The following is a 16,830-nucleotide window of genomic DNA, read 5'->3' as shown; positions in this document are numbered from 1 at the left end:
GGATGGCCCGGTGCGGGCGACTCGGGAACGAACGACCGGCGGGCGGCTGGCCCGGCTGATCACCGAGGTGCTCGCGCCGGGCGTCCTGGTGACCGCCCTGCCGCTGGTGGCGGCCGCCCGGGTCGGCCGCTCCCCGCAGCAGTTCCTGCTCTGGGCCGGCACGGCGCTGCTGTTCTGCGCGGTGATCCCGATCGGCGTGATCGTCCACGGGGTACGCCGCGGCCGGCTCACCGACCGGCACGTCGGCGACCGTACCCAGCGGGCCCGGCCGCTGCTGACCGGCCTGGCCTCGGTGGCGGTCGGGACGGCCCTGCTGGCGGCGTTGCGCGCGCCCGCCGAACTGTTCGCCGTGATCGTGGTGATCTTCGTGGTGGGCGCGGCCTGCACCCTGGTGAACCACTGGTGGAAGCTGAGCATCCACGCCGCGGTCGCGGCCGCCACCACGGCCGTGCTGGTGCTGCTGTTCGGCCCGGCGCTGCACGTCGGCTGGCTGCTGGTGGCCGCGGTCGGCTGGTCCCGGGTGGTGCTGCGGGACCACACCTGGCCGCAGGTGGTGGCCGGGGCCGTCGCCGGCGCCCCGCTGGCCACCGGCGCCTTCCTCGCGCTGAGCTGAGGTTCCCGGTCCGACCACCACAAGATCAGCTACCGTGGTGGCATGGGCAAGCCGACCCGCTGGGTGACCGAGACCAAGCCGGGACACTCGCAGTGGTACATCGACCGGTTCCGCCGGCTCGCCGCCGAAGGGGCGGACCTGGCCGGCGAGGCCCGGCTGCTGGACGCGCTCGTCCCGCCCGGCGCACGCCTCCTGGACGCCGGCTGCGGCACCGGCCGGGTGGCCGCCGCGCTGGCCGCCCGGGGCCACACGGTGGTGGGCGTGGACGCCGACCCGGCGCTGATCGACGCCGCCCGGGCCGATTACCCCGGCCCGCGCTTCCTCGTCGCCGACCTGTCCGAGCTGGACTTGGCCGCGCAGGGCGAGCCCGAGCCGTTCGACGCGGCCGTGGTGGCCGGCAACGTGATGGTGTTCCTCGCCCCCGGCACCGAGCGCGCGGTGCTGACCCGGATCGCCGCGCACGTCCGGCCGGACGGCCTGGTGGTGGTCGGCTTCGGCACCGACCGCGGCTACCCGGTCACCGGGCTGGACGCCGACGCGGTGGCCGCCGGGCTCCGCCTCGAGCACCGCTTCGCCACCTGGGACCTGCGCCCCTGGCACGACGACGCGGAGTTCGCGGTGACCGTGCTCCGCAAGCCGGCGGCCTGAGCCGCCCCGACGCTCGCCCGGCCGGCGGCGCCGGCGGACCGGGCCGCACGGCGACCGGTCCGGACCGGGGTCAGGCCGGGGCGGCGACCGTGCGGGCGGCGGCCGGGTCGAGCGGGCTGCCGGCCGGCACCAGGCTGACCAGGCCCGCCGGCAGGCGGACCGGGCGCACGCCGGCGTAGCCGAGCATGCCGGGCACCTCGCCGCCGGCCAGCACGTAGCGCCGGCCGAGGTCGGTGACCACGCTGACCGCGCCGCCGGTGGCGCCGGGAGCCGCGACCGACTCGACCAGCGCGCCCCGCCCCGGCCCCACCAGCACCTGGTCGGCCAGCCCGCCCCGGCCGGCCGGCGTCCGCGCGGCGGTGGAGAGGTCCGGCACGGTGGCGCCGAGCCGGACGTCGCGTACGCCGGTGTCGTCGCCGGCCCGGGCGCAGAGCCCGCCACCCTCCGTCGTGGCCAGCGCGGGCGGGACGGCGGGCGGGGCGGTCGGCCCGGTGGGCACCAGGTCGGGGAGCTTCGGCAGGGTGGCGAACCGGCCGAGGGTGATCGGTTCCGGGTCGCCCTGGCCGGTGCGGGCGAGCAGCAGGGCGGCTTGCAACTCGGTGATGCCGGCCAGGCCGGCCCGTCCGGCCACCGCGTACTGCCGGCCGCCGCCGGAGTTGCGGACCAGGTAGACGTCCCCGATCGTGGCGCCGGTGACAAGCTCGGAGGGCTCGCCGAGATCGCGCAGCGGGGGCGGCGCCAGGTCGGCGCCGGCCGGCACGGTGTTGAGCAGCGCCGGGGCCACCGGCACGGCCCGTTCCCGGGTCGCGGCCAGCGCGGCGAGCACGCGGTCGGTGTCGCGGAGCAGGTAGCGCCGCTCGTGCCAGAGCAGGTGCAGGCTGCCGTCCGGGTGGCGCAGCAGCAGCCCCTGGTCAGCGAGGGGCCGGCCACCGGTGGCGTCCCGCCCGATCAGCAGCGCGGACCGGGCCTGCGTCCGGCCCGCGTCGGCGGCGGTGACCGAGCAGACCGTCCACGCCCCGCCGGCGAGCCGCCCCGGCGCGGGCAGCGAGTCGGGGGCGTCGGCGATGCCCAGCGGCAGGCCGCGCGGCACCCCGTCGATGGAGCGGCGGGAGACCAGCACCGTCTTCGGCCGCTCCGCCCCGATGACCAGCAGCGCAGACGCGTAGTTGAGCACCGGGTGCATCTTCTCCTCGCGGTAGACGAACCGCGCCCCGGACTCCTTCTCCACGATCACCGCGCCCGGGTCGCGCCAGGCGCTGCCACCGCCGGCGAACAGGCCGTAGAGGGCGACCCCGCCGAGCGCGATCACCGCGACCAGCACACTGGCCAGGCCCGCGCCGGCCAACCGGCGAAACGGCGACTGGGCGGGGTCGGTCTCCCGCATCACCAGCGCGGCGACCGCCCGCTGGACGGTGAACTGGTAGGAGTGGAGCTGGTCCTGCCGGGACGGCATCGGATCCCTTCCGAGAACGATCGTCGGCGCACAGGATAAGCGCTCCGTCGACCTCCCGGGGACCCTCCGTGTCCGCCCGCGCCTCAGTCCGGTGCGGAATGGGTACCCCCGGGGGTATCTTGGCTCCAGGAGGTGCACATGAAACTTCGACCCGAGCTGACGGGCGACGCCCTGACCCGGCTCAAGCGGGCCCGCGGCCAGCTCAACGCCGTCATCGAGATGATGGAGAACGGCGAGGACTGCCGGGCCACCCTGACCCAGCTCGCCGCCGTCTCCAAGGCGATCGACCGGGCCGGCTTCAAGATCATCGCCTCCGGCATGCGGCACTGCGCCACCGCCCGCGACCGGGGCGAGGAGCCGGAGATGACGGAGGAGGAGCTGGAAAAGCTCTTCCTCTCCTTGGCCTGACCGAACAAACCGCCGCCCGCGTGGCCTGATCGCCGCGCGCGGGTACTCCGCGCCCGTACCCGGGCGGACGTGAACGTCTACCTCCCATATACCCCCCGGCGTATACGGGGAACGAAAGGGGCACCACACATGGCAGTGGACGTGACCGTGATCACGACGTCCTCGCTCGGCGACCGCAGCTACCTGGCCTCCGACGGCCGGGTGGGCATCGCCGTGGACCCGCAGCGGGACATCGACCGCATCCTGTACCTGGCCGGCGCCAGGGGCGTGCGGATCACCCATGTGGTGGAGCGCACCTGCACAACGACTACGTCTCCGGCGGCCTGGAACTCGCCCGGATCACCGGTGCCCGCTACCTGGTGGCCGCGTCCGACGAGGTCGGCTTCGACCGCACGCCGGTCGACGAGGGTGACCTGGTGCCCGTCTCGGACGCCCTGCGCCTGCGGGTGATCGCCACCCCCGGTCACACCTTCCACCACCTGTCGTACGTGCTCGACGAGGCGACCGGCGGCGACTAGCGGCCGGCGGGCGTGTTCACCGGCGGCTCGCTGCTGTTCGGCACCACCGGGCGGACCGACCTGCTCGGCGGCCGGCACGCCCACGAGCTGGCCCACCACCAGCACGCCTCGGCTCGGCGCCTGGCCGACCTGCTGCCCGACGGGGCCCAGGTCTGGCCGACGCACGGATTCGGCAGCTTCTGCTCGGCCAGCCAGGCCGACGCCGCCGACTCGACCATCGGGCGGGAGAAGCAGGCCAACCCCGTGCTGCGGCTCGCCGCCGACGAGTTCGTCACCGAGACCCTCGCCGGCCTCGACGCCTACCCGGCCTACTACGCCCACATGGGCGTGGCGAACGCCGCCGGGCCGGCCCCGGTCGACCTCACCCCGGTCGCCCGCGCCGACGCGGCCGGGCTGCGCGAGCGGATCGCCGCCGGCGAGTGGGTGGTCGACCTGCGCCACCGCAAGGCGTACGCGGCGGCGCACCTGGCCGGCACGGTCAGCCTCGGCCTGGACGGGCCGATGTCGACCTGGCTCGGCTGGCTGATCGACTGGGGCGTGCCGATCACCCTGCTCGCCGACACGCCCGAGCAGGTCGCCGACGCCCAGCGTGAGCTGGTCCGGACCGGCATACCGCCCGGCCGCCCAGGCCACCGGCGCGGCCGAGGGATGGGCGGCCGAGCCGGGGCAGCTTCGGAAGCTGCGGACGGCGGACTTCGCCGCCCTGGCGGCGGCCCGATCCGGGGAAACCCCCGCCGGCCTGCCCGCCCCCGACGTCGTGCTCGACGTGCGGATGACCAACGAGTGGACGGCCGGCCACGTCGAGGGCGCCGTCCACGTCCCGCTGCCCGACCTGCCCGGACGGCTCGCCGACGTGCCGGCCGGCACCGTCTGGGTGCACTGCGGCTCCGGCTACCGCGCCACCGCCGCGGCGTCGCTGCTGGCCAACGCCGGACGCCAGGTCGTCGTGATCGACGACCGGTTCGGTCAGGCCGCGGCCGCCGGCATCGCCATGGCCGACCAGGACTGACCCCGTACCCGATCACCGGCCGGCGCGACCGCGCGCCGGCCGGCGCCCCGCCCTGCCATCCCCCGGAACGAGGAGACATGAACACCACCGACGCCACCACCCTGCGCGAGCTGATCGACGCCGGCCGCGCCCCCCGCCTGCTCGACGTGCGCACCCCGGCCGAGTTCGAGACCGTGCACGTCCCCGGCGCCTACAACGTCCCGCTCGACCTGCTCAAGGAGCACCGCGCGGAGCTGCGCAACCACCTGGACGAGGACGTGGTGCTGATCTGCCGCTCGGGCGCCCGCGCCACCCAGGCCGAGCAGGCGTTCGCCGGGGTCGGGCTGCCGAACCTCAAGGTCCTGGACGGCGGCATGCTCGCCTGGCAGGCCGCGAACGCGCCGGTCAAGCAGGGCGCCGCCCGCTGGGACCTGGAGCGGCAGGTCCGCCTGGTCGCCGGTTCGATCGTGCTGGCCGGCGTCCTCGGCTCGGTGTTCGTGCCGGGCCTGAAGTGGGTCGCCGGGTTCATCGGCGGCGGCCTCACCTTCGCCGCGCTGACCAACACCTGCGCCATGGGCATGCTGCTGGCCAAGCTGCCGTACAACCGGGGCGCGAGCTGCGACCTGGACACCGTCGTCGGTCAGCTGCGGGAGGCCCGCTGATGCTCCTGCTGACCCTCGGGCTGGCCGTCCTCATCGGGGTCAGCCTCGGCCTGCTCGGCGGCGGCGGGTCGATCCTCGCGGTCCCGCTGCTGGTCTACGTGGCCGACCTCCCGGCCAAGGAGGCCATCGCCACCTCCCTGCTCGTCGTCGGCGTGACCAGCGCGGTCGGGGTGCTGCCGCACGCCCGGGCCCACCGGTGCGCTGGCGCACCGGCCTGATCTTCGGGCTGGCCGGGATGACCGGCGCGTACGCCGGCGGCCGGCTGGCCGCGTTCGTCCCGGCGTGGGTGCTGCTCACCGGCTTCGCCCTGATGATGCTGGCCACCGCGATCGCCATGCTGCGGGGCCGGCGCGGCGGCGCGGACCGCCGGCCCCGCACGAGCTGCCCGTGTTCCGGGTGGCCCTGGAGGGGATCGTGGTCGGACTGGTCACCGGCCTGGTCGGTGCCGGCGGCGGTTTCCTGGTGGTGCCCGCGCTGGCCCTGCTCGGCGGCCTGCCGATGCCGGTCGCGGTCGGCACCTCGCTGGTGGTCATCGCGATGAAGTCCTTCGCCGGCCTGGCCGGATATCTGTCCAGCGTCCACCTCGACTGGGGGCTGGCCGGTGCGGTCACGGCCGCGGCGGTGCTCGGCAGCCTGGCCGGTGGGCGCCTCGCCGGTCGGCTGCCGGCGGACCTGCTGCGCCGGGTCTTCGGCTGGTTCGTGGTGGTGATGGGCGTCTTCGTCCTCGCGCAGCAGCTGCCCGCGTACGCGGGACTCGCCCTGGGAGCGCTTGCCGCAGCCGGTACGGTCAGCATGGCGGCGAGGGGCCGCCGAAGGAGGAGACACAGTGGACAGCAGCGCCTGGGACACCCGGTACGCGAGCACGCCGGGGCTGGTGTGGAGCGCTGAGCCCAACCGCTTCGTCGTCGAGTCGGTCACCGGGCTCACCCCGGGCGCCGCGCTGGACCTCGCCGCCGGCGAGGGGCGCAACGCGGTCTGGCTGGCCGAGCAGGGCTGGCGGGTCACCGCGGTGGACTTCTCACCGGTCGCCGTCGGCCGCGGGCGCGAGCTGGCCGCCGGCCGGGGCGTCCCGGTCGAGTGGCGGCTCGCCGACGTCACCGCGTACCGGCCGGTGCCGGGCAGCTACGACCTGGTGCTGATCAGCTACCTGCACCTGCCCGCCGACGACCTCGCCGGGGTGCTGGCCGCGGCCAAGCAGGCGCTGCGCCCCGGCGGCAGCCTCGTGGTGGTCGGCCACGACCTGGCGAACCTGACCGGCGGCACCGGCGGTCCGCAGGACCCGGCCGTCCTGCTCACCCCGGAGGCGGTGGTCGACGGGCTCGCCGGGCTGCACATCCGGCGCGCCGAGACGGCCCGCCGCCCGGTGGCCACCACCGACGGCGGCACCGTCGACGCCCTCGACACCGTCGTGGTCGCGACCCGCCCGGCCGACTGACGCGTCCCGCTGCCTGCGGTCGCCGGCGGCCTGCGCCTCACGGGCGCAGGATCAGGCGGATCGGGTTGCCCTCCTTGTCGTGCACCCGGCGCACCGCCTCCGGCGCGTCGGCCAGCCGCAGCACGTCGCTGACTGACGCTGACAGGTCGAGCCGGCCCAGTCCGGTGAGCGTCACCAACTGCCCGACGTGTTCCGCCTCTGAGCCGTAGTGGCCGAGCACGGCCTGCTGGTTGTAGTTGAACCGGCTGTCCGACGGAATGTTGATCGGCTGGTTGGCGATGCCCGCGAGCACCAGCCGCCCCCGCCGGCCGAGCACGGTCATGGCCTGCTCCCGGACCGAGGGCACGCCGGCGAAGTCGAACGCGACGTCGAGCCCCTTGGTGCCGACCAACTCCAGCATGGCGTCCTTGAAGCCGTCGTCCCTCGGGTCGAGGGCCAGGTCCGCGCCGAGGGCGACCGCCCGGTCCCGGGCCGCCGGCAGCGGGTCCACGGCGATCACCGGGGCCGCGCCGACCAGCAGCAGCAGCTGTACCGCGTGCGCGCCGAGCCCACCGACACCCCACACCGCGGCCGCCTCCGCCGGCCGGACCCGTGCGGTGTCGGTCACCGCCGCCCACGGCGTGGAGACCGCGTCCGGGATGATGCAGGCCTGCTCGAACGGGAGCAGGTCCGGTACGGGGACCAGGGTGTCCTCGCGGGCCAGGGCGTATTCGGCCCAGCCGCCGTCGTAGTCCACGCCGCGCGTGAGCACGAGGCCGAACCGGTCCCGCTCCCCCGCCTGGAGCAGCACCCGCTGGCCCGGCTGCCAGCCCCGCACTCCGGCACCGAGCGCGTCCACCGTGCCCGCGACCTCGTGGCCGAGGGTCACCACGTCCCCGGACAGGTACGTCGGGGTCAGCGTGCCGTCGATCAGGTGCACGTCGGACAGGCACACGCCGGCCGCGGCCACCCGGATCCGCACCTGCCCGCGCCCCGGCTCGGGCACCGGCACCGACTCCATCCGCAGCGCCCGCTCGGCCAGGTGCAGCCGTCCGGCCAGCATCTCCGCCACGCTCGGCTCCTTCCTCCGACGTCCTCGACCCGCGACGGCAGGCGTACCCGGGAAGGGCCGGGCGATGCCGTCGACGCCGGAAAAACGGACGCGCCCGACGGCGGGGCGGGGTACCGGTAACATCGCGTGACGGAATCGGCGGAGAGGACCACCGCGTGGGCGCACGCTTCGAGGAACTGGCTTGGCGGGAGACGCCGATCGGCGAGATCAGTCTGCGCCGGCGGCGCGACCCGTCGCTCGACGTCGACGTCTACGAGGTGAAGCTCGACGACGAGTTCCTGATGTCCAGCCTCTTCCCGGTCGCGGAGATCGAACTGGCCCGGCTCGGGCTCGCCCGGATGACCGGCGAGGCCCTGGACGTGGTGGTGGGGGGGCTCGGCCTCGGCTACACGGCGCGCACCGCGCTGGAGGATCCCCGGGTGCGCTCGCTGGTGGTGGTCGAGGCGATCGAGGACGTGATCGACTGGCACCGCCGGGACCTGCTGCCGTTCGCCGCCGGGCTGGCCGCCGACCCGCGGACCCGGTTCGTCCGGGCGGACTTCTTCGCGGCGGTCGCGAGCGGCGACGGGTTCGACCCGGAGGCGCCGGGGCGGCGGTTCCACGCCGTGCTGCTGGACGTGGACCACTCCCCCCGCCAGGTGCTGCACCCCAGCCACGCCGCCTTCTACACGGCCGACGGGCTGCGCCGGCTCGCCGCGCTGCTGCACCCGGAGGGGGTGTTCGCGCTCTGGTCGAACGACCCGCCGGACCCGGCGTTCCAGCGGACGCTGACCGAGGTGTTCCCGACGTCGGTGGCGCACGTCGTCCGCTTCCCCAACCCGTTGCAGGGCCGGGAGGCCGCGAACACCGTGTACGTGGCCCGGCACTGACCGCGCCGCGGGCGGAATGGCGGGAGCCGGAACGGGAAAGCGGGCGGTCCACGTACTCGCAGGAGGTGCCATGCGGGCGTTGCTCTGGACCGTCGGCGTCGTGGCCGGCGTGCTCATCCTGCTCGGGCTGCTGCTGGAGGCGGCCCGCTGGCTGATCATCATCGGCCTGGTCGTGCTGGTCGTGGTCATCGTCCTGGGTGTCATGAAGACCCGGCGGGTGCTGCACCGACCCGCCGGCCGCCGCTGACTCGTCCGGCATCGGCGGCCGTCCCGCTTCGCGTCGTGTGACGAACTCAGCAACGTAAGTTACCGGTGGGTTAAGTTAGGCTGAGGGCCGTCATCCGGCAGCGAGGAGAGACGGCGATGGACGCGACCGTGGAGCGGCCCTGGACCCGCAGCTACGCCCCCGGCATACCGGCCGAGATCGCGGAGCCGACCGGCTCGCTGGTGGACCTGCTCACCGACGCGGCCCGCCGGTTCGGCCCCCGGGTCGCGCTCGACTTCTACGGCGCCACCACCACCTACGCCGACCTGGCCGACCAGGTGGCCCGCGCGGCCGAGGCGCTGCGCCGGCTCGGCGTCGGCCCCGGCGACCGGGTCGCCCTGGTGCTGCCGAACTGCCCGCAGCACGTCGTCGCCTTCTACGCGGTGCTGCGCCTCGGCGCGGTGGTGGTCGAGCACAACCCGCTCTACACCGCCGACGAACTGGCCCACCAGCTCACCGACCACGGCGCCCGGGTGGCGGTGGTGTGGGACAAGGTGGCGCCGCTGGTCGCCGGGCGGGGCGCGGTCGAGACGGTGGTGAGCGTCGACCTGACCGGGGGCCTGCCCCGGCTCAAACGCTGGGCGCTGCGGCTGCCGCTGCCCAAGGTCCGCGCCGCCCGCGCCGCGATGACCGCCCCGGCCCCCGGCACACTCTCCTGGTCGACGCTGGTCGCCGACGCCGCGCCGCTCGCCGCCGACCACCCCGCGCCCCGGCCCGGGGACACCGCGCTGCTCCAGTACACCGGCGGCACCACCGGCGTCCCGAAGGGCGCCGTGCTGACCCACCGCAACCTGCGGGCCAACGCCGCGCAGGGCCGGGCCTGGGTGCCCGGCCTGCGCGACGGCGCGGAGACCGTGTACGCCGTGCTGCCGCTGTTCCACGCGTACGGGCTGACCCTCTGCCTCACCTTCGCCGTGAGCATCGGGGCCACACTGGTGCTCTTCCCCCGCTTCGACCTCGACCAGGTGCTCGACGCGGCGCGCCGCCGCCCGCCCACCTTCCTGCCCGCCGTCCCGCCGATCTACGCGCGGCTCGCCACCGCCGCCCGGGAACGCGGCGTCGACCTCACCTCCGTCCGCTACGCCATCTCCGGCGCGATGGCGCTCCCCCCGGTCACCGTGCAGCTCTGGGAGTCGGTGACCGGCGGCCTGCTCGTCGAGGGCTACGGGATGACCGAGACCTCGCCGATCACCCTGGGCAACCCGGTCGCGCCGACCCGCCGGCCGGGCACGGTCGGGGTGCCCTTCCCCTCCACCGAGGTGCGCCTGGTCGACCCGGAGGACCCGACCCGGGACCGCGCCCCCGGCGAGGCCGGCGAGCTGCTGGTCCGCGGCCCGCAGGTGTTCGCCGGCTACTGGAACCGGCCCGACGAGACGGCCCGGGTGCTGCTGCCCGACGGCTGGCTGCGCACCGGGGACGTGGTCACCATGGACGCCGACGGTTTCGTCACCGTGGTCGACCGGATCAAGGAGCTGATCATCACGGGCGGGTTCAACGTCTACCCGTCCGAGGTGGAGGAGGCGCTGTGCCGGATCCCCGGCGTCCGCGAGGCCGCCGCGGTCGGCCTGCCCACCGGGGACGGCGAGGAGGTGGTGGCCGCCGTGGTGCTGGACCCGGGGGTGGGCGCCGGCCCGGACTCGGTCCGCTCCGCCTGCCGGCAGCACCTCGCCGGCTACAAGGTGCCCCGCCGGGTGGTGGTGGTTGACGACCTGCCCCGCTCGCAGATCGGCAAGGTCCTCCGCCGTGAGGTGCGCGACCGGCTGCTCGCCGAGGGCTGACCACCGGCATCACACGCGGGGCGCCATGACTGGGCACCGGTCCCGGCCCGGATCGAACGATCCCGGGCCGAGCCGGGACCCGTCGCCGATCAGCTCGTCATGCTGGCGAACATGCCGGCCTCGTAGGAGCCGCCCTTCTGGTGCACGATCACGGCAAGGCGGTTGGCCGCGTTGATCAGGGCGACCAGGCAGACCAGGGCGGCGATCTGGTCGTCGTCGTAGTGCTTGCGCACCTGGGCCCAGGTCTCGTCGGAGACGCCCTGGTGGGCGTCGGCGAGCCGGGTGCCCTCTTCGGCGAGCGCCAGCGCCGCCTGTTCCGCCTCGGTGAACACGGTGGACTCGCGCCAGGCGGCGACCAGGTTGAGCCGGACCGCGCTCTCGCCGGCGGCCGCGGCCTCCTTGGTGTGCATGTCGATGCACCAACCGCAGCCGTTGATCTGGCTGGCCCGCAGCGACACCAGCTCCTGCGTCGACTTCGGCAGCGGCGACTGGTGCAGCACCAGGCCGGTGTTCGCGAACCGCTTGGCGAACTTGGCGGCGATCTCGTTCTCGAACAGGTTGAATCGGGCTTCCACGACGTCGTCCTCTCTCCGTGTGGCGCTGGACGAACACGAGATGCCGGCGGCCCGATCCCTGTGACAGCTCGGTCACGTGACGCACGCCACTAGGGTCTGTGTGTCACAGAACGGCGGGGCCCGGCATCTGGTGGGTGACACAGTCGAGAGCGAAGAGGAGATCCGCATGGCCGGCACGTCGCGGACCGCGCCCGACGATCGCGGCGGGGGCATGAGCCAGGACGACCGCATGGACTCCGCCACCGAGGCGTTCCTGGCCCACCGCAACCTGCTGTTCACCGTCGCCTACGAGATGCTGGGCTCGGCCGCCGACGCGGAGGACGTCCTGCAGGAGACCTGGTTGCGGTGGGTGGGCGTCGATCTCGACACGGTGCGGGAGCAGCGGGCGTACCTGGTGCGGATCGCCACCCGCCAGGCCCTGGCCCGGCTGCGTACGCTGGGCCGCCGCAAGGAGTCCTACATCGGCTCCTGGTTGCCCGAGCCGCTGCTGACCACGCCCGACGTGGCCGAGGACGTCGAGTTGGCCGACAGCGTGTCGATGGCGATGCTGCTGGTGCTGGAGACGCTCACGCCGACCGAGCGGGCGGTGTTCGTGCTGCGTGAGGTGTTCGACCTGGCCTACGACGAGATCGCCGGAGCCGTCGACAAGAGCGAGGCCGCGGTCCGGCAGATCGCGCACCGGGCCCGGGCCCACGTCGCGGCGCGCCGGCCGCGCGGGGTCGTCTCCCAGGCCGAGACCCGCGACGCGCTCCAGGCGTTCCAGCGGGCGGCCGAGACGGGCGATCTGCAGAGCCTGCTCGACATCCTCGCGCCGGATGTCGTCCTCCTGGGTGACGGTGGCGGAGTCAAGCAGGCCGTCCTGCGGCCCGTCGTGGGGGCCGACAAGGTGGCCCGCCTGCTGGTCGCCGGACTGGGCCGGGTCGCCGGCACGATGTCGCTGGGGCCGGCGCAGGTCAACGGCTACCCGGCGCTGATCTTCCGGCAGGACGACGAGATCGACACCGTCGTGGCGGTGCGCATCGACGACGGCCTCATCACCGGGCTCTACGCCGTGCGCAATCCGGACAAGCTGTCGCACATGCAGCGGGAGACCACCCTGCGCCGCTGAGCGGTGGCCCGCGCAGCCGACCGCTCAGCCGAGACCGCGGTGCGCGGCCCACAGCGCACCGGCGCGGCTGGCGGCCCGGTCGACCAGGGCCATCAGCTCGGGCCGGTCGGGCACGGGGAACGAGACGTAGGTGCCGCGGCCGCCGGCGGTCGGTCGGCCGTAGGCCTTCGCCGCGAGGCGACCGTCGGGGAGGAGCCGGACGTTGAGCGTGGTCAGGGTGAACTCCTCACCTCGCCGGGTATCGGTCCAGCGGAGTCCCTCGGGGATCGTGACGTTGATCGCCAGGGCGCTCACCTCGAGGGGTACGTCGCCGCTCATGGCGCATATTCTCAGCGAGATTTGCCGAAGCAGCAAGAAAGTTTGTCGGCACCAGCGGCGCTCAGGATGCTGGTGGGCATGGACGTCAACCAGTCCTACGACCTGATCGCCGCGGCCGCCGCCGCAAAGCACCGGGAGGAAGCCGCCTCATGAGTGGACACGGACACCACCCCACCGAGGAGGAGGCGGCTGCCCTGTTCGAGCCGCCGGGCTGGGACGAGCGGTACTCCGGCGAGGAGAAGATTTGGAGCGGTAACCCCAATGCGCAGCTCGTCGCCGAGGTGGCCGGGCTGACGCCGGGCACCGCGCTCGACGTCGGCTGCGGCGAGGGCGGCGACGTGATCTGGCTGGCCCGCCAGGGCTGGAGGGTGACCGGCGCCGACTTCTCCGCCAACGGCCTCGCCCGCGCCGCCCGGCACGCCGAGCAGGCCGGGGTCGCCGACCGCACCGACTGGTGGCAGGTCGACGCCCGGACCTTCGCGGCCGACGGCCGGTCCTACGACCTGGTCACCAGCCACTTCCTGCACCCACCGGACGGCGGGATGGTGGAGGTGACCCGCCGGTTGGCCGGCGCCGTCGCGCCCGGCGGGCACCTGCTCGTCGTCGGCCACGCGCCGTCCGAGGGATTCCCCCATCTGACCGCCAGCCACCGCCGAGCCATGTTCGTCGCCGAGGAGCTGCTGCCCGGCCTGCCGGACGACTTCGAGGCCCTGGTGGTCGAGCAGCGGCCGCGGACGGTCACCCGCGACGGCGAGACGCTCGACATCCACGACTCCACGCTGCTCGCGCGCCGCGCCTCCTAGGCCCTCCGCGGCCGGTCAGAACCAGGCCTCCCGGGTGTCCAGGGTGGTTCGGTCCACGCTCTCCAGCAGGTCGAACTGCGGGCCGGTACGGGGCAACTCGTAGCGGAAGAAGTACCGGGCGGCCTGCCGCTTGCCGGCGAGGAAGTCGCCGTCCGGGCCGTCCGGGCTGCCCAGCGCCTCGACGGCGAGCAACTGCTCCAGCCACATCCAGGCGATCACCACATGCCCGACCGCCTCCAGGTAGACGCTGGCGTTGGCCAGGGCCAGCTCCGGGTCGCCGGCGCCGTGCAGCCGGCGGGTCACCACGGCGATCCGGTCGACCGCCGCGCCGAGCCGGCCGGCCAGCTCGGCCGCCTCGCCCTCGGCCTTCCAGGCCCGGGTGACGGTGGCCCGGATGGTCTCCAGCAGCAGCTCCAGGCCGGCCCCGCCGTGCATGGTGACCTTGCGGCCGAGCAGGTCGAGCGCCTGGATGCCGTGGGTGCCCTCGTGGATCGGGTTGAGCCGGTTGTCCCGCCAATGCTGCTCGACGTCGTAGTCGCGGGTGTAGCCGTAACCGCCGTGCACCTGGATGGCCAGGTCGTTGGCGGCCAGGCACCACTGCGACGGCCAGCTCTTGGCGATCGGGGTGAGCAGGTCCAGCAGCAGGTGCGCCCGGCTGCGGTCGGCCTCGGCCGGGGCAGTCTTCTCCTCGTCGAGCAGCCGCCCGCAGTAGAGGATCAGGGCGAGGGCGCCCTCCACGTAGCTCTTCTGCGCCAGCAGCATCCGGCGTACGTCGGCGTGCGCCACGATCGGCACCTGCGGCGCGGTCGGGTCCTTGTCGGCGGCGGGGCGGCCCTGCGGGCGCTGCCGGGCGTACGCCACGGACTTCAGGTAGCCGGTGTAGCCGAGCGCGGTGGCGCCGGCGCCCACCCCGATACGCGCCTCGTTCATCATGTGGAACATCTGCGCCAGCCCCTGGTGCGGCTCCCCCACCAGGTAGCCGACCGCCCCGGGCCGCCCGTACGGGCGGTGCACGCCCTCGCCGAAGTTGAGCAGCGTGTTGGTGGTGCCCCGGTAGCCCAGCTTGTGGTTGAGACCGACCAGCACGACGTCGTTGCGCGGGCCGAGCGCGCCGTTGGCGTCGAGGAGCACCTTCGGCACGATGAACAGCGAGATGCCCTTCACCCCGGGCGGCCCGCCGGGGATCCGGGCGAGCACCAGGTGGACGATGTTCTCGGCCAGGTCGTGCTCGCCGCCGGAGATCCACATCTTGGTGCCGACCAGCCGGTACGTCCCGTCGTCCTGCGGCTCGGCCCGCGTGGTGATGTCGGCCAGCGAGCTGCCGGCCTGCGGCTCGGAGAGGCACATGGTGCCGAAGAACCGCCCCTCCACCATGGGCCGGACCCAGGTGTCGATCTGCTCGGCGCTGCCGTGGGCGAGCAGCAGGTTGGCGTTGCCGAGGGTGAGGAACGGGTAGGCGGCGGTGGCCACGTTGGCGGCCTGGAACCAGGCGAAGCAGGCGGCGGCCACGGCGTGCGGCAACTGCATCCCGCCGACCGACTCGTCCATGGTGGCGGCCAGCAGGCCGGTGCCGGCGAACACCTCCAGGGCGGCCTTGACCTGCGGGAGGGTGCGGACCCGCTGCCCGTCGTAGCTCGGTTCGGCGGCGTCGGCGGCGCGGTTGTGCGGGGCGAACCGCTCGGCGGCGACCTGCGCGGCGAGGTCCAGCACCGCGTCGAAGGTCTCCCGCGAGTGCTCGGCGTAGCGCGGCCGCTCGGTCAGCCGGCTGACGTCCAGCCAGTCGTGCAGCAGGAACGCCAGATCGCGACGGGACAGCAGGGTCGACGACGACACAGGTCTCCTTCCGTCGGCCGTGCTCAGCCGCGGCGCAGCCCGGCGACGGCCTCTCGGAGGTCATCCTGACTGATCGGGGCGGGCGGCGCACCCTCCGTCGCTTCCCGGAGCGCCTTGGCGAGTTGCACCCGCCGCAGCACCTCCCGCAGGTCGGCCCCGGTGAGGCCCGGGGTGACGGCGGCCAGCGCGGCCGGGTCGACGTCGGCGGCGAACATCCGGAAGCCGGGCCGCTCGTGCCGGTCGATCAGCTCCCGGATCATCTTGGCGAGGATCTCCGCGCGGCCGGCCTCGTCCGGCGCCGGAATGGCGATCTTGAGATCGAAGCGGCCGGAGCGGGTCAACGAGGCGTCCACCCGCTGCGGGAAGTTGGTGGTGGCCACCACGATGACATCCGGGTTCTCCTCGAACAGCGTGTTCATCTCCTGCTTGAAGATCCCGGCCACCGCGTTGACCGCCTGGCTGGCCGCGTCGCCACCGGCGCCCGCGTAACTGATGATGCTGTCGAACTCGTCGAAGAGCATGACGGTGGGCCGCCGATAGCGACGCGCCTCCCGGAAGATCCGCTTGATGTTGCGCTCAGAGCCGCCGAGGAACTTGTCGAGGATCTCCGGGGTGCGGATCTCCACGAAGTCCGCGCCGATCTCGTTGGCCAGGGCCCGGGCCAGCATGGTCTTGCCGGTGCCCGGCGGGCCGTACAGCAGGATGCCCTGCGGCCGGCGCGCCCCCCAGCGGGCCATCGCCCCCGGGTGGCGGAACGACACCGCGACCTCGCGGAACCGGGCGACCACCTCGGCCAGGCCGCCGACCTGGTCGAGGGTCACCGCCGCGCTGCGCGGCACCGCCGCGGCCGCGCGGTGACCCACGGGGTACGACCGGCCGCGCAGCAACGTCGGCTCCGGGGTGTCGCCGGCCAGCTCGCGGACGGCCTGGAGCACCACCCCGATCGCGGCGGTCAGGTGCGCCGGCGTCACCTCGACGCTGGGCACCTCGGCGCGCACCCGCACCGTCCCGCCGTCGTGGCTTACCTCCGGCCGCAGGCCGGCCTCCTCGGCGGCGCGCAGCACCGCGCGGCCGGCCGCGTCACGCGGCGCCTCGGCGAGCGCGGTCCCGGCGGGACGCAGCCCGAGCCGGCGCCCGGCCTCGGCCGCCACCCGGCCGACCGCGGCGGCCGGCCCGTCGCCGCCCTTCGCGGCGAGTCGCTGGGCGATCAGCAGCCCGACCGGTCCGGCCAGGCCGAGGGCGAGCAGGCCGGTGGCGGGCAGCGGGCCGTCCGCCCGCAGGTACGCCTCGAAGCGGTGCACCGGCCGCCCGTCCCGGCTGTCGGCGCGCACGGTGCAGCGCACCTCCCGCACGGGCGCGGGGAAGTCGGCGCCGGCCAGCAGCTCCACCGGCCCGTCCTGGGCGGCGGCGAGCAGCGCCGCGGCGTCGGTGACGGTGACCCGGGCGCCGAGCAGCGTCACCGTCTCCACGTCCGGCCGGACCTCGTACCCCGTCATGCGACCACA

Annotated in this window: 16 protein-coding genes and 2 pseudogenes; 12 read left to right on the top strand and 6 right to left on the bottom strand. The window is 74.6% G+C overall.

Annotation, left to right across the window (positions count from 1 at the left end; translation table 11 throughout):
• Window positions 1–10: 10 nt before the first annotated feature.
• Complete coding sequence (locus AC0OLQ_RS13490; RefSeq protein ID WP_484531585.1) at window positions 11–613, top strand: phosphatase PAP2 family protein; 603 nt, start codon at window positions 11–13, stop codon at window positions 611–613.
• A gap of 42 nt (window positions 614–655) precedes the next feature.
• Complete coding sequence (locus AC0OLQ_RS13485) at window positions 656–1,261, top strand: class I SAM-dependent methyltransferase (protein ID WP_357341135.1); 606 nt, start codon at window positions 656–658, stop codon at window positions 1,259–1,261.
• A 70-nt stretch (window positions 1,262–1,331) separates the two neighbouring features.
• Here AC0OLQ_RS13485 and eccB read toward each other — a convergent pair whose 3' ends face one another.
• Complete coding sequence (gene eccB, locus AC0OLQ_RS13480; protein ID WP_484531584.1) at window positions 1,332–2,714, bottom strand: type VII secretion protein EccB; 1,383 nt, start codon at window positions 2,712–2,714, stop codon at window positions 1,332–1,334.
• Window positions 2,715–2,852: 138 nt separating this feature from the next.
• On the opposite strand from eccB, the gene AC0OLQ_RS13475 reads away from it, so the two are divergent.
• From AC0OLQ_RS13475 to AC0OLQ_RS13455, 5 genes and pseudogenes are all read left to right on the top strand, one after another.
• Window positions 2,853–3,122 carry a metal-sensitive transcriptional regulator gene (locus AC0OLQ_RS13475; RefSeq protein WP_484531583.1) on the top strand — a complete coding sequence of 90 codons (270 nt, stop codon included), beginning with the start codon at window positions 2,853–2,855 and terminating at the stop codon, window positions 3,120–3,122.
• Between the two features lie 129 nt (window positions 3,123–3,251).
• Window positions 3,252–4,649 (top strand): annotated as a pseudogene (locus AC0OLQ_RS13470) (MBL fold metallo-hydrolase).
• 77 nt (window positions 4,650–4,726) lie between these two features.
• The gene (locus AC0OLQ_RS13465; protein ID WP_484531582.1) at window positions 4,727–5,290 is read left to right on the top strand and encodes a rhodanese-like domain-containing protein; all 564 of its coding nucleotides are present in this window, start codon (window positions 4,727–4,729) and stop codon (window positions 5,288–5,290) included.
• Window positions 5,290–6,178, top strand: a pseudogene (locus tag AC0OLQ_RS13460) (sulfite exporter TauE/SafE family protein). Before AC0OLQ_RS13465 ends, AC0OLQ_RS13460 begins: the two are co-directional and overlap by 1 nt.
• Complete coding sequence (locus AC0OLQ_RS13455; protein WP_484531581.1) at window positions 6,117–6,725, top strand: methyltransferase domain-containing protein; 609 nt, start codon at window positions 6,117–6,119, stop codon at window positions 6,723–6,725. The pseudogene AC0OLQ_RS13460 and the gene AC0OLQ_RS13455 overlap by 62 nt, the downstream one beginning before the upstream one ends.
• A 37-nt stretch (window positions 6,726–6,762) precedes the next feature.
• On the opposite strand, the gene AC0OLQ_RS13450 is transcribed toward AC0OLQ_RS13455, so the two are convergent.
• Entirely contained in the window at window positions 6,763–7,767 is a 1,005-nt protein-coding gene (locus tag AC0OLQ_RS13450; RefSeq protein ID WP_357341180.1) for a zinc-binding dehydrogenase, read from the bottom strand.
• Window positions 7,768–7,931: 164 nt separating this feature from the next.
• On the opposite strand from AC0OLQ_RS13450, the gene AC0OLQ_RS13445 reads away from it, so the two are divergent.
• The 3 genes from AC0OLQ_RS13445 (at window position 7,932) to AC0OLQ_RS13435 (ending at window position 10,688) form a co-directional block, all read left to right on the top strand.
• Window positions 7,932–8,645 carry a polyamine aminopropyltransferase gene (locus tag AC0OLQ_RS13445; protein ID WP_484531580.1) on the top strand — a complete coding sequence of 238 codons (714 nt, stop codon included), beginning with the start codon at window positions 7,932–7,934 and terminating at the stop codon, window positions 8,643–8,645.
• A gap of 70 nt (window positions 8,646–8,715) precedes the next feature.
• Window positions 8,716–8,892, top strand: coding sequence for a hypothetical protein (locus AC0OLQ_RS13440; protein WP_357341118.1), 177 nt, complete (start codon window positions 8,716–8,718; stop codon window positions 8,890–8,892).
• A gap of 116 nt (window positions 8,893–9,008) precedes the next feature.
• A complete protein-coding gene (locus AC0OLQ_RS13435; protein WP_484531579.1) occupies window positions 9,009–10,688 on the top strand; it encodes a long-chain-fatty-acid--CoA ligase in 1,680 nt (559 codons plus the stop codon).
• Window positions 10,689–10,777: 89 nt separating this feature from the next.
• On the opposite strand, the gene AC0OLQ_RS13430 is transcribed toward AC0OLQ_RS13435, so the two are convergent.
• Window positions 10,778–11,263 carry a carboxymuconolactone decarboxylase family protein gene (locus tag AC0OLQ_RS13430; protein ID WP_484531578.1) on the bottom strand — a complete coding sequence of 162 codons (486 nt, stop codon included), beginning with the start codon at window positions 11,261–11,263 and terminating at the stop codon, window positions 10,778–10,780.
• Window positions 11,264–11,474: 211 nt separating this feature from the next.
• Between AC0OLQ_RS13430 and AC0OLQ_RS13425 the strand changes: the two genes are divergently transcribed.
• Window positions 11,475–12,371, top strand: coding sequence for an RNA polymerase sigma-70 factor (locus tag AC0OLQ_RS13425; protein WP_484532342.1), 897 nt, complete (start codon window positions 11,475–11,477; stop codon window positions 12,369–12,371).
• A 24-nt stretch (window positions 12,372–12,395) separates the two neighbouring features.
• Here AC0OLQ_RS13425 and AC0OLQ_RS13420 read toward each other — a convergent pair whose 3' ends face one another.
• The gene (locus AC0OLQ_RS13420) at window positions 12,396–12,689 is read right to left on the bottom strand and encodes a hypothetical protein (RefSeq protein WP_484531577.1); all 294 of its coding nucleotides are present in this window, start codon (window positions 12,687–12,689) and stop codon (window positions 12,396–12,398) included.
• 149 nt (window positions 12,690–12,838) lie between these two features.
• On the opposite strand from AC0OLQ_RS13420, the gene AC0OLQ_RS13415 reads away from it, so the two are divergent.
• Complete coding sequence (locus AC0OLQ_RS13415; protein ID WP_484531576.1) at window positions 12,839–13,492, top strand: class I SAM-dependent methyltransferase; 654 nt, start codon at window positions 12,839–12,841, stop codon at window positions 13,490–13,492.
• 15 nt (window positions 13,493–13,507) lie between these two features.
• On the opposite strand, the gene AC0OLQ_RS13410 is transcribed toward AC0OLQ_RS13415, so the two are convergent.
• Together AC0OLQ_RS13410 and AC0OLQ_RS13405 are read right to left on the bottom strand one after the other, a co-directional pair.
• Window positions 13,508–15,325, bottom strand: coding sequence for an acyl-CoA dehydrogenase (locus tag AC0OLQ_RS13410; protein ID WP_484531575.1), 1,818 nt, complete (start codon window positions 15,323–15,325; stop codon window positions 13,508–13,510).
• A 23-nt stretch (window positions 15,326–15,348) separates the two neighbouring features.
• Window positions 15,349–16,821, bottom strand: a complete 1,473-nt coding sequence (locus AC0OLQ_RS13405) for an ATP-binding protein (protein ID WP_484531574.1) — start codon at window positions 16,819–16,821, stop codon at window positions 15,349–15,351.
• Window positions 16,822–16,830: the final 9 nt, after the last annotated feature.

The sequence above is a fragment of the Micromonospora sp. Utrum1 genome (assembly GCF_057197805.1).
The sequence above is the reverse complement of the archived record's forward strand: the minus strand, read 5'-3'. Positions and strand labels throughout refer to the sequence as shown.